The organism is Silvibacterium bohemicum (assembly GCF_001006305.1).
In the GTDB taxonomy this organism is placed as follows: domain Bacteria; phylum Acidobacteriota; class Terriglobia; order Terriglobales; family Acidobacteriaceae; genus Silvibacterium; species Silvibacterium bohemicum.
Genome location: NZ_LBHJ01000003.1, coordinates 246654 through 259184, shown reverse-complemented (window position 1 = coordinate 259184; position 12531 = coordinate 246654). Strand labels below are relative to the sequence as shown.

The window sequence follows — 12531 nt, the reverse complement described above, 5'->3', positions numbered from 1 at the left end:
ATTGAATATCCGTATGAAAGTAATTCCGCAGGAATCACGTTCAGGAGGCAGGCCAATTGTCGCAACATGTGAGAATGCGCCCTTTGGAGCTGTGCCGCATGGGTCCCGGGACAACTCGGGAGAACAGGGTCTCCTAGCGGCGCCGGCGATCCATTCAGCTTTACCGGAGCGCACGATGAAAACGCCCGTCGGTCGTCGCAAGAAGATTATCAGCAGCTTTATTCCGTACACGGTTGCGTTCCTCCTGATCACGGGCGCGGCAAGTCTGTGGGTCTCGCCGCTTCACGGTCAGGATGCCGCCCCTGCAGCTCAGGCCCCGCCGCCAGGCATGGGACAACCAACCTCGGCGCCGTTAACCCCGGAGCAGCTGCAGGACCTGGTTTCGCCAATCGCGCTCTACCCGGATGCACTGGTTGCGCAGATTCTTGCGGCTTCGACTTACCCAACACAGATTGTCGAAGCGGAACGGTTCCTTCAGCAGAATCCGAACCTGACAGGCGCGGCGCTGGGGACCCAGGTAAACCAGCAGGACTGGGATCCGAGCGTGAAGGCCCTGACTCAGTTCCCTTCTGTCCTTGCGGATTTGGATAAGAACCTCTCGTGGACCTCCGAACTCGGCGACGCGAATTACAACCAGCAGGCGGATGTCATGGCAGCCGTCCAGTTCATGCGTGGGAAAGCACAAGCAGCCGGCAATCTGAAAACCACTCCGCAACAGAACGTAACGAACGATGGGAGCACGGTCGTCATTCAACCGGCAAACCCAGACGTAGTTTACGTGCCGGATTACGATCCCGAACTAGCTTACGGGTATCCCATAGGACTTTGGCCGGGATTCTATCCCTGGTGGGACGTCGATGGTCCGTACCTCTCTTTCGGTATTGGATTCGGCATCGAGCCGTTCTTTGGGTATGGCTGGGGCTGGAACGCATGGGGCTTCGACTGGCGACACAGAGGCTTGATGTATGGCGGTGGCCGATATGCGTTCCAGAGCCATGCGTTTTATGACCGCAATGCATACTTCCACGGGAACTACCGCGGAGGCCAGTCGTTCGCGCGCGGAGACCGCAGTTTGCGCGGTTTCAGCGGCCAGGCCGGCCGGGAGAACAGTGGCAGAAATAACAGCGGCCGAGAAAATGGTGGCAGACAAAACGGAGGCGCGCGTCAAGGAGCCTTCGGCGGAATCAGCCGCGGTGGAGATGCTCGAGGCTTTTCTTCCCGTGGAATGTCGAGTATGGGCGGTGGGATGCGCGGCGGAGGCGGCGGCATGCGCGGAGGTGGTGGAGGGATGCATGGCGGGGGCGGCGGTCATCGGTAAAGACCAGGGAAGTAGCCGTCGGCGGAATCACCGCAGGCACAGTGCAGGTTGGGAGAAGCCAGGATGGAGACAACAATGATTTCGCCGGAAAGACACAATCCTAAAAGAAGATATCTGGTCGCAATTGCCAACACAACTGCCGTGTTCACCTTCGCGGCCTGCCTGGGTATCGTTCCGGGAACGGCTACGGGGCAGTCCACCAGCCAACCGCAGGCGGCCCCGGCAGCGCGAAGGCTTCCGGTGCACCCAGCCGAAGCCGGTCAACAAACTTTTGCGTCCGCGGCAGAAGCGAGCCAGGCGTTAGTCACGGCGCTTCAGAAGGATGACCAGCAGACGTTGTTGAAGGTGCTCGGGCCGAATGCAAAGGACATCGTTTCGTCGGGAGATGAAGCTGAAGACAAGGGCAGGAGAGAGCAGTTTGTGCAAAAGTACCAGCAGATGCATCGTCTGGTAACAGAGCCGGACGGTATGACGACACTGTACATCGGCGCCGAAAACTGGCCGACGCCTATTCCCCTCATGCACAAAGGCTCCGCATGGTATTTCGACACCGCAGCCGGCAAGCAGGAGATCCTATATCGCAGGATTGGAGAAAACGAACTGACTGTCATCCATATATGCGATGAACTGGTGGACGCGCAGAAGGAATACTACGCAAAACCGCATGACGGTAGCTCCGAGCGACAATATGCTCAGAAGATCTCAAGCGATCCAGATAAACAAAACGGCCTTTACTGGAAAACTGCCTCCGGGGACACGGATAGCCCGCTTGGCCCTCTTGTGGCGTCTGCGGAGAGCGAAGGCTATACGCAGGATGCGAGTCAGAAGCCGGAGCCGTTTCACGGCTATTATTTTCGAATATTGACGGGCCAGGGAGGACACGCGGCGGGCGGCGACCGAAGCTATATCGTAGACGGGAAAATGACTCGCGGTTTCGCATTCCTGGCATACCCGGCAGAATACCGGTCGTCAGGAGTCATGACCTTCCTCGTGGACCAGGATGGCGTTGTCTATGAAAAAGATCTTGGCCGGCGCACTGAGGAGACTGTAAAGTCCCTGACGCGATACGATCGCGACTCGACCTGGCGGAAGGCGGACTAAGGACAGCTGCTTTAGTATCATCTCTCACGTAAATACATCGTCTTCACCCCCCTCGAAGTACTTCGGAGTTCACTATTCTTACTGGCTTCTCATCGAGGAAGGCAAGCGCGTTCTCCACGCTCTGCGGATAAAACTCTCGCCAGGTCTCCTGCACGCCATAGCCGAGATGCGGCGTCAACACCGTGTTAGGCGCGGTGCGTAGCGGATGGCTCGCCAGCAGTGGTTCGCGGTCATAGACATCGAGAGCTGCGATGATGCGACGTGATTGCACCGCCTCGATGAGCGCAGCCTCGTCCACGATCGGGCCACGAGAGGTATTGATCAGGATTGCGCCGATCTTCATCCGGGCGATATCAGAGGCACCGATTAAGCCCCGCGAGCGTGGGGACAGCACCAGATGGATGCTGACCGCATCAGAACGCGACAAGAGTGCTTCTTTTGAAACCAACGTAGCGCCCGCCGCTTGCGCACGCTCCGCAGTCAGGTTTTCGCTCCACGCCAAGACGGTCATGTTCAGCGCCCGGCAGTAGTTGGCCATGTACGATCCAAGACGGCCAAGTCCGATGATCCCGATGGTCTTTCCCGCAAGGCTGACTCCGACCGGCAGGCCCTCCTGAAATCGTCCTGCGCGAATATTCGCGTCGGCGGCTGGGATCGCCCGGGCAGCCGCCAGCAACAGGCCAAGCGCCAACTCCGCAGTCGCGGCCTGATTGGCTGTTCCCCCAACCGTGTTGCACACGATCACGCCTCGCGCGGTGCAGGCAGATATGTCGAGCGAAGCATTACGCGCGCCCGTTATGCCCAGCATGCGCAGCTTAGACAAGCGGTTAATGAGCGAGGCCGGAAGCGGCGTGCGCTCGCGCATCGACAGAACAATCTCAAAGTCAGCCAGCTTTCGAGCCGCCTCGTCTTCATCCGCGAAGGCCCCCGCAAAGAAGACTACTTCGGCACGCGCCAACAGCGGCGACCAGTCCGCGCTGCTCCGCGCCACACCCTGCCAGTCGTCCAGAACTGCTACCTTGGTCATCGTAATTCTCTCATCCCAGCCGTCATGTCTTGTCCGGGCTTCTCTTCCCGAAGCGGTAATAGCGCCGCCAGCAATTGACGCAGCGAACCGGACTTAGTGCAAACAAGACCAGCACGCCATCGAGAGGATGCTGCTCGGCCTCACGGAATTCGATCGAGCTGCACAAGGGACAGTCTGGACGCTTCCACAACAATCGTGGAAGGCTGCTGGGCCAGTTTACTTCTGCTAGATCCATAGAAGAGCTCCTCACGATGCGGACGACAGGATATCGTTACAATCCGCTCTCGCAACCGGCGCCGGAATTTGCATCCAGCCAAGAGAGAAGAGCGCGGATGCTTCCGGTCGCCATCGCCACACATTCGTCGGCCGCCCCGTAATAGAGATGAATCGTATCTCCATCGGCGCCGATGGTCTGTCCGCAGGGAAAGACGACATTATTTACGTCTCCTTCCCGCTCGTACGGAGCTTCGGGACCGAACATCCAAGAATCTCCCCGCTGCAGGCAGATGTCCGGCTCGTCGATGTCGAAAAGAGCGAGACCCAACCGATAGATACTGCCGGACGCTGTATTCCGGACGCCGTGATAGAGCACCAGCCAACCCTTGGCGGTTTCAATGGGCGGAGAGCAAAGCCCAATCTTGTTCGCGTCCCACCATCCTCCGCGCCGCGCCGCAAGCATCACTTTATGACTGCCCCAGTGCCGCAGGTCCGGTGAGTACGAGATCCACATGTGAGCGCCGAGCGTCGTCACAGGCCGATGAATCAGAGCCCAGCGACCTCCAAGCCTCCGAGGTAGCAAAGCAGCATCCTTGTCCTCAGGCGTCATGATCACGCCATACCGCTCAAAGCTCTTGAAGTCTTTAGTCATTGCCAGCGAGACTCCGGGGCCGCCTCGCGCAAAGGAGGTGTAAGCAATCGCATATTGCTCGAGCTCCGGGACATACGTGATGCGTGGATCCTCGATGCCCCAGATCTCCTCGGGATACTCGCTGGGATTCGCCATCAACGTCGGCCGGGGATCAATACGCCATCCATCGATTCCGTTCGCGGAACGCGCAGCACACAAGTGGGACAAACCCGTTCGCTCTTCGACTCGGCAGAGCAGCAAGGTGTCTCCATCGGCCAACCGCGTCGCGCCGGCGTTAAAGACAGTGTTAATCGGATAAGGCCACTCTTTCCGGCTGAGGATCGGATTGCCGGAATAACGGGTAAACAAGGGAGTGTCTACGCGCGCTGCGGACTCCTGCTGGAGACTCTTGGCCTGGTCTGGTGGTGAAGGCGACATAATTGGATTCAAAGGGAGACGCTCATTTCCTGATGCTGTTCTTTTGCGGTTGGCATTTCCATACCTTGCATTTCGAGAAGCGCCATCAGGAACGAAAGCGTTGATTCTGCTCCCTGATTTTCGTTAACGCGGTCTGGGTGAAGACCGTCTCGACAGCCGCCGGTGGTGGGGTCGTAAAGCGGAACCTCGAGATCGTTCTTGCCGAGAAACCAGCGGAAGGCACGCCATGCCTCCTCAAGCCACTGATCCTCGTTAGTGATCCGATAGGCCTGGAGGCAGGCAGAGATGGTTCCGCACGCCTCGACCGGCTGTTGATCGAAGCTCGCCTTCTCGCCGCCTTGCGTAAAGAATCCGCGGGAGCCAATCGGCATGAAGACGTCACCTCGGCGCTGCTCAGCGACAAGCCACCTGAGAGAATCGCATCCTGCTTCGACCATCCGCTTGTTGTCGCTTTCCGATCCTGCGACCAGGAGCGCCTGGGGCAGCCTCGCGTTGGAGTAGGAGAGGCTCTTCTCAAACCAATCCCATGTTGGTGAATGAGTGCGCTCATAGACATCCAACAAAAGATTGGCGAGCGTATTTCGAGTCCCCTGGATCAACCGGTCTCCGGGGAAGCAGTCCAGATAGGCCTGCATACCCAATACGGAGAAGGCCCATGCGCGAGGACTTGTAAACGTGAGCGCCACGGGGACGGCGGCTTCGAAGAGCCTGCCCGCCGCGCCTCTCAGGCCGGCGTCTTGCGAATGGCAAAACACCGTCCCCAATGCCCAGAGGGCGCGGCCGTGGCTGTCTTCGGAGCCGACCTTTTCCAGCCACTTGCGGTCGTAGCTCAGGAAGTTTCTGAATCTGCCCGTCTCTCCGTGAAAGGCAAGCCACAGAAAAGCCAGATAGCGGCGGGATAGCGCTGTATATTCCGAGCGGCAGGCCAGGATAGATTCGTTCAGCAGAGTTGTAACAATGAGCGCACGGGCGTTGTCGTCGGTTGTGTAGCCTTCGAAGCTGTTGGGCACCGTGAATATGGCATGCTGCAATATGCCCGTGTCGTCTGTCATGTTCGACAAGTGTGTTGTATCGAACTGTGGCAAGCTATCCGTAGGCGTTGTTGATGAGAAGATATCTTGCGGAGCGGCCCGCGGACGCAAACTTCTTTCTCTTCGTGCGCGCTGGAAGCTCGCCATATAGGCCTGTGCTGTCTTCTGCCAGGTTGTGCCGCGCGAATGCAGATAAGCACGTTTTCGCATCGCATGGCGCTCGGCATCGTTGTCCAGCAATCGTATCGCTGCCTCGGCAATGGAGCCGGGATCGTCAAATGGAACGAGGACGCCTCTGCCGTCGGCAAGAAGCTCTTTGGCGTGCCAATAAGGCGTCGAAATAATAGCCTTTCCCGCACCGAGAGCGATCGCGAGCGTTCCGGAAACGACCTGCGCCTCCTGGCGATAGGGCGTGATGTAGAGGTCCGCTGCGCCGACGTGTTCGACCAACTCCTCGGCGCTCACGAAACGGTTGTTGAAGATGACATGCGAGGCTACGCCTAATTCCACCGCCAGAGCCTGCAACTCTTCCCTGTACCGCTCGCCTTCCCGCCGTCTGATGTGCGGGTGCGTCGCTCCGGAAACGATGTACACCAGGTTTTCGTGTTTCTTGAGGATGGCTGGCAGCGCGCGGATGACGTTTTCGATTCCCTTATTCGGAGACAGCAGGCCGAAGGTAAGCAGAACAAACTTTCCCTCAGTGCCGAACTGATCCTTAAAGTAATTAGGGTCCATGAATGTCAGGTCCGGCACGCCATGAGGAATGAGGTCGATCTTTCCACCTGGCACGTCGTACACGTCGCGCAGAAGATGCACAGCGTGTTCGCTCATCACAATCAAACGATCAGACAGATGGGCGATCTCTTCGAGCACCGCACGCTGACTCGAGTCCGGCTCGCGCAGAACCGTGTGAAGTGTCGTCACCAGCGGCATTTTCAATTTCCGAAGCAACGCCAGGATGTAGCTGCCTGCGACACCGCCGAAGATCCCGTATTCGTGCTGCAGACACACCAAGTCGTTACTGTTGAAATTGAGAAACTCAGCAACACGCACATAAGAGGCGTAATCGTCCTGTTCAAGCTCTATCCGTACTCGTTCGGGATACTGATAGCGTGATTCCGGATCGTTGACAGGTATCGCGAAAAGGCGATTGTTGCCATATTCCATGGCAATTGCGGCGCATAGGTCTGTCGTGAATGTGGCGATGCCACACTGTCGCGGCAGATAATTGCCGATAACAGCGATGCGCGTCGGCAGAGGCAGCGGATGAGTCTCTGCTAAACAGGACACTGCCGTCTCTCCGTTATGAAGTATCCCCGCATGAGGCATGGCTCCCACCCTTCCCGCTACTGTGATTGCTGCACTCGCGATACCAAGCATCTATGTGAGCTTCCGAACAAGGGGAATATCAGGTCGATGGTGCCGGAATCTTCCCGATAGGGTTTAGCGATATACATAGAAGCATCTGAACTCTGCCTTCGCTCTTCCGCTTGCGTGAGGTCCGAGACGACGTAATAACAGAGTGCGATCTCTTCTCGCAGTCCACTCCAACGGCATCGATAACGCTCTATCCGATCGAAGAAGCCGGCTATCAGAAGGCATTGCCAGATCGGCTGGATGGCTGGCGAACTCAAATACCCTCTGCGTTAGAGCTTCGCACCAGTGAGACCTCCTATCTGTTCGATTTTGCTCATGCCACGGGCCATGCTGCGCGCAAGTTCTGCGCCGTTTCGATAGAGAGAGAAACCTGAATTCGGGGCAGGGCGGTCGCAAACATAGGGCTCCCTGTCAGGCAAATGGAGACCTGGGGCTCAGCGGCTGTCAGTCGGTTAATCGTGTTGTGTGTTCTGACTCAGCTCAGCCGGGGCATTGCTGCCGGGAAGACGACGGGAAATCAGGGGAAAGAGCAAAGCCACGATGAAATAAGCCACCGTGACCGCGACCGCCAGGAGAGGAAGTCCAGCACCACAGGCCATTCCGATTCCGGTGACAAGCCAGACAGTCGCCGCAGTCGTGAGGCCGGCCACGCGGTCTCCCCTTACAAAGATCAGTCCTGCTCCAATGAAACCGATCCCCGTCACGACCTGCGCCGCCACGCGGGACGGATCGAGCACAATTCGGTCATTGATCAGAATGTCGGAAAACCCGTATTTCGAGATCAGCAGGAAAAGAGCAGCTGTTGTACCTACGATCGTATAGGTGCGGAGCCCTGCGCTTTTGTGGCGAATCTCGCGCTCCAAGCCGATCAAGGCGGAGAGGACAAACGCAAGGCCGAGCTCCAGAAGTTGGTTGACACTCTGTCCTGAAGCTTCGGAAATTGACATGTGATGATTCTATGCTGTGACCGCCAGGCCTTAGCTGCAACCGCGAGACGACAAGAGCATCGTTCATTTGGAAGTGTGCGAAGCAAACATTCGTATCTTGCGCGGTTGCCCAACGCTTCTTCAGAGACCAGACAGACGAAGTGTTCCTGAAACAGAACTTCGGTCTGGGTCGTGAACGCATTGGCAGCTTCTTCAAGGGCGGCGTGGAGGATTTCCGCCCTCCACGGCGACTCATTGCGATCTCTCGAAAACGCGTCGTGACGCGCGTACTTCAGTCCAAGTCAGTGGTCATGCGACATCTTTGGTCGGTGCCGCGCGGTTGGCCACACGCCCTCCAGTCTCGTCCAGCCAGTCGAGGATCACCTTCAGGGCTAGGCCCATATTGCCGATCTGGCAATGATTCTGGGCTGACTCGGCTTCAGTGAAAACCCTGGCGCTGACAGAATGCGCCGCGGTCAGCGCCATCAACTGGTCCGGCAGTATGCTTAGCGGCATGTAGTGGTCTTTGCTCCCAGCCATCAGAAGAACGTCCTGGGTGACCAGAGAGGAGATGTCATCCGTGCGATATTCGCGCCAGGCCGCAAACACGTCGGCCGGCGTGGCGCTACCCATGACACGCTCGCCTTGAGCAATGACCCAGTCCGTCAGCAGGTCCGTCTTCCTGACCGAGGCAACGGCCGCGTTGACCAGCGGCGCCGGCATTTGATCGGAGTTCGCCGCGATGACGGAGAGCCCGGAAGCGGTGAACCCTTCGTCGCCGCAACGAAGAGGCTAGTGCAGATGTCCATCGCGATCACGCGGCTGACCCTTGGTTCGCGAGCCGCGGCGCGGATGACCAGACCGCCGCCGAGGGAGAAACCGATCAGGGTGAAATCCGAAAGGTCGAAGTGATCCGCGATCGCGGCGACCGGTAAATGCCAGTCCGGTGTCATAGGAATGCCCGCGTCCAGCGCCGTGCCCTGGCCGGGGCCGTCGAAGATGATCGTGTCGAGGCCTAAATTGCGCAAGGCCAGCGCCGCAGGCAGCCATTCAACGATGTAGCTGTCGTAGCCGCCAAAGACGACGATCTTCCCTCGCACCACAGGCGGCGTGAACCGGTAAGCTGACAGCTGCTTTCCCTGATAGGGGACAAGGTGATGGTTTTCCGGCGTGACGCCGTTCTCCTTTAGAACGATGTCCATGAATCTTTGGAAGGCAGGCTCGACCCGTGCATCGGCGGGATCAAGGAAGAATATAGCCATTTTGGCGTAATAAGCGGCAGGTAGGCGACGGCCAGCCGCCAGGCTGCTATCGCTGAGCTCGGACATCTCTCGCGCCCAATCATCGTAATTTTTGATGCGGGTACCGGCCGCCTTCAGCTCCTCCAGCATCTGCTTGTCGCCCACCCAGTTCCAGAATCGATTCATCTGGAAATTCAGCGAGACATTTGGGTGGAATGAATAGTACCCAACTGGAAAACGACTTAGGATTGCGTCTTCACTGAGATCCATATACGCAGCTCCGTTCTCTGTTGAATTTGACGCCAACACTAAACCTCCTTGCTCGTGCGTACCGGTTATTTCGCCTTTGCGACCATCGGAACCTCCACAACTGATATCCGGGTACTGCGTCGTACCTTATTCCGCTCAAGCGCTCAACCGGAGTCTTTGTATCAAGCTAGCTGCATTCCTGTTGATTGCTTCAAGAGAATCAGCATCGACTTCTGCTGATTGGTCTAGGTTCGCAGTGAAGATCTTAGAAACCTTCTCAGATGCGTATGGGTAATCAGTGCCAAAGACTATGTGCTCGCAGGGGATCGTGCCGAGAAGGCTCGGAAGTCCGCTCGGTGAGACAAGGGCCGTGTCGTAGTAAAAGCTGCGGATGTCGGTCATAAAGTCTTCTGCGTTCCGGTCCTTGGATAAAGAGGCTCCCAATTCGGCAAAGCGGGTTGCGGCGAACGGAAGGTATCCGCCACCGTGTGACAAGATGACCTTCGTTGAAGCGAACCGCTTGCGGTGGCCCTTCAGAACCAGATCAACGGCGCAACGTGTCGTGTCGGCTGGATAGTCGGCAAGGGGGCTGGGTGCGCCTGGGAGTACAGGCATAGGTGGTCGTGTGGGATGTAGAAAAATTGTAGCGGAGCGCCCCTCCAGCTCTTCCCAAATCGGATCCAAGCGCGGATCTGAAAGGTAGATGTCATCATAGTTGCTGTGCAGGGTCACGCCGTCGACGTCAAGCTCGTCGTAAGCTCGCTTTATTTCGGATAGGGAAGCTTGGATGTTTGGTAATGGAAGCGTTGCCAAGTAGCCGAACCGTTTGGCATTTTGAACTATCAGGTTTGCTCCATAGTCATTTACGCGACGAGTCATCTTGATACGATCGTCTCCCTTCCATCCCTCCACGCCGGGTGCCGTGAGCGAAAGCACAGAAACAGCAATCCCTTCCTCATCCATAAAACGAAGGAGTTGCTCAGGACTCCATTCCGGAGCACCCCATCCGGACGGGTCTCCACCATGCGTTTTAAGCTCTTCTGCCCAGAATGGCGGGATAAGGTGGGTGTGTACGTCAATTCGTGTATTAGACATTGCTTCTCCCAAGGTTTGACCTGCGCAGAACGACTTAATACGATAACGACATCATTGTTGCTTTACGGTCGGGAGAAACTTCTTCACTCCTGCCCTAAGATCAAGCTTCGTCTTGGTTCTTTTCCGTAGCCGCGACTTTATCGAAGGCAATGGCCCACACACGCTTCGATGTTCGTCTTGTGGCGAATTAATTTCTGTACAACCCAGCTCATCTTTACAAGAAGACGGACCTTGCGCCGACTCACTGTCCTCACGCCTTAGCGGACACGCAGCACCAGACTAAGACCAACCGTATCGATCTCCCCGGGTCGGCTATGACCGTCTGTTTGGTGTAAATAGTAGGATTCGAGAGCTAGAGAATCGGAAATGTACTTGTGAATGCCTACTTCAAGCCTATTCCGCTGCCAGGAGTGTGTGTCCGAGAAGTAAAACAACTCATCCCAGGCGAATAAGAAGTTGTGTCTGCTGGATGACCCGACTGCATGTTGAACCTTTATACGATCCCCGTACACCCAAAAATTCTGGGCTTCACTGATGACCCCGGCAAAGCGATTCCGGTCATCAAGGCTGAATCCTCGATACGAAGCCTGGAGTGTACCCGCAAGAATTGCGTTGTGGCCGTAACCGAGAGTTAGTGTCAATGATGATTCTGGTGCCGGGGGTATTGCATTACTTCGTGACCCTCTGCTCAGAGCAGTCTCTACCGGAGATGTCCACTTGTCTGTGTTGTTTTGCTCATGCTCAGACAAACAGCCCACGCTCACGCGGCACCCTGCGCAACGTCGCGCGGGCAAACAATCAATGGGCTTGGGAGTGCCGATACCAAGCTCCCGTAATCATGAAGAGAAAATCCTTGTTCCTGGAGCTGGACAAGTTGCGGGGGCGGATTTGAACCTACGGCTTTTGGGTTATGAGTTGTGCAGAACCACATTGAGCAGCGATTTGTGAACTCGGATACGGCCGTTATATTCAATAAAACCGAGCTTACGAAAGCGGTTCATGAAGAAGCTGACGCGGGAGCGGGTGGTGCCGATCATTTCCGCCAGAGTTTCCTGCGTAATCTTCGGAATCAGCGTCTCCGGTTCGCCCGGCTTACCAAATTCCGCCATCAGCAGGAGAATTCGTGCCAGCCGCTTTTCACTCGAATTGAAGAGTTGGTCGACAAGATCGGCCTGACTTCGCATACTCCGAGCCAACAAGAACTTCAAGAACAAATCGGAGAACGCGTGCTCCTCATGCAGCACGCGGATCATCTCGACCCTCTGAATCTTGAGTGCGGTACAGGCAGTAATTGCAGTGGCCGTTGACAATCGGAATCCAGCCACTCCGGCGATTGATTCCTCGCCAACGAAGTCCCCGGCGGAGAGAAGCGCGATCGTGGCTTCCTTACCGCCTCTCGAAACGACAGTCAGTTTCGCGCGACCCTTCTGAAGATAGAAAACGGAGTCAGCAGAGTTTCCCTGCGAAAAGAAGACATGCTTTGCCTTTAATTGAACGACTCTTCGTCCCAGCCCAGCTTTAGCCAGAAAGCCGGCTGCGTCAAATATCGTGTTCTTAGCATCGGCCATCCGAATACGCCCCCCGGAGGCGATCTTCCCCGGGCGCGGTTCAGAAGGGTGCGACCGCCCACGGGCTAAGGATAAACGTGTGAAGAGACAGAGTCTGTGATGAGTATCACAGAAAAACAAGCTGGAGCACTTAGAGAAGAGATGCTGGTCTGTGGAGATACGAACCATAAAAGTATCCCAATGTGACGTGCGTCACGTGGTCGCGTGATACGTGTCACCCGTTTTGGCTCTGTCCCCGCTATAGAGTTGCACCAAAGGCGGAATTATGGAGCGAGGAACGCGAGATGCCAGGTCCACTGTGGTAAGCACCGAT

10 protein-coding genes are annotated in these 12531 nt (G+C 56.7%); 2 read left to right on the top strand and 8 right to left on the bottom strand.

The features are described 5' to 3' along the window. Positions 1-175 precede the first annotated feature (175 nt). Entirely contained in the window at positions 176-1318 is a 1143-nt protein-coding gene (locus XX99_RS06745; protein ID WP_050058625.1) for a DUF3300 domain-containing protein, read from the top strand. A 63-nt stretch (positions 1319-1381) separates the two neighbouring features. Beyond that, the gene (locus XX99_RS06740) at positions 1382-2419 is read left to right on the top strand and encodes a DUF2950 domain-containing protein (RefSeq protein WP_231581181.1); all 1038 of its coding nucleotides are present in this window, start codon (positions 1382-1384) and stop codon (positions 2417-2419) included. Between the two features lie 43 nt (positions 2420-2462). Here XX99_RS06740 and XX99_RS06735 read toward each other — a convergent pair whose 3' ends face one another. The 8 genes from XX99_RS06735 to XX99_RS06690 all read right to left on the bottom strand — a co-directional run bounded on the left by XX99_RS06735 (position 2463) and on the right by XX99_RS06690 (position 12218). Continuing rightward, positions 2463-3446: a D-2-hydroxyacid dehydrogenase family protein gene (locus XX99_RS06735; RefSeq protein WP_050058624.1), complete on the bottom strand. Its 984-nt coding sequence runs from the start codon at positions 3444-3446 to the stop codon at positions 2463-2465. Positions 3447-3717: 271 nt separating this feature from the next. Next, the gene (locus XX99_RS06730; RefSeq protein WP_082125315.1) at positions 3718-4731 is read right to left on the bottom strand and encodes a glycoside hydrolase family 130 protein; all 1014 of its coding nucleotides are present in this window, start codon (positions 4729-4731) and stop codon (positions 3718-3720) included. 8 nt (positions 4732-4739) lie between these two features. Beyond that, a complete protein-coding gene (locus tag XX99_RS06725) occupies positions 4740-7142 on the bottom strand; it encodes a glycosyltransferase family 4 protein (protein WP_231581180.1) in 2403 nt (800 codons plus the stop codon). A gap of 449 nt (positions 7143-7591) precedes the next feature. After that, positions 7592-8086, bottom strand: coding sequence for an MgtC/SapB family protein (locus tag XX99_RS06715; RefSeq protein WP_050058622.1), 495 nt, complete (start codon positions 8084-8086; stop codon positions 7592-7594). A 288-nt stretch (positions 8087-8374) separates the two neighbouring features. Further along, positions 8375-8788, bottom strand: a complete 414-nt coding sequence (locus XX99_RS06710; protein WP_050058621.1) for a hypothetical protein — start codon at positions 8786-8788, stop codon at positions 8375-8377. Then, positions 8731-9492, bottom strand: coding sequence for an alpha/beta hydrolase (locus XX99_RS06705; protein ID WP_050058620.1), 762 nt, complete (start codon positions 9490-9492; stop codon positions 8731-8733). Before XX99_RS06705 ends, XX99_RS06710 begins: the two co-directional genes overlap by 58 nt. 219 nt (positions 9493-9711) lie before the next feature. Next, positions 9712-10650: an amidohydrolase family protein gene (locus tag XX99_RS06700; RefSeq protein WP_050058619.1), complete on the bottom strand. Its 939-nt coding sequence runs from the start codon at positions 10648-10650 to the stop codon at positions 9712-9714. A gap of 908 nt (positions 10651-11558) precedes the next feature. Beyond that, on the bottom strand, positions 11559-12218 hold the full coding sequence (locus XX99_RS06690; RefSeq protein ID WP_050058617.1) for a Crp/Fnr family transcriptional regulator: 660 nt from the start codon (positions 12216-12218) through the stop codon (positions 11559-11561). Between the last annotated feature and the right edge of the window lie 313 nt (positions 12219-12531).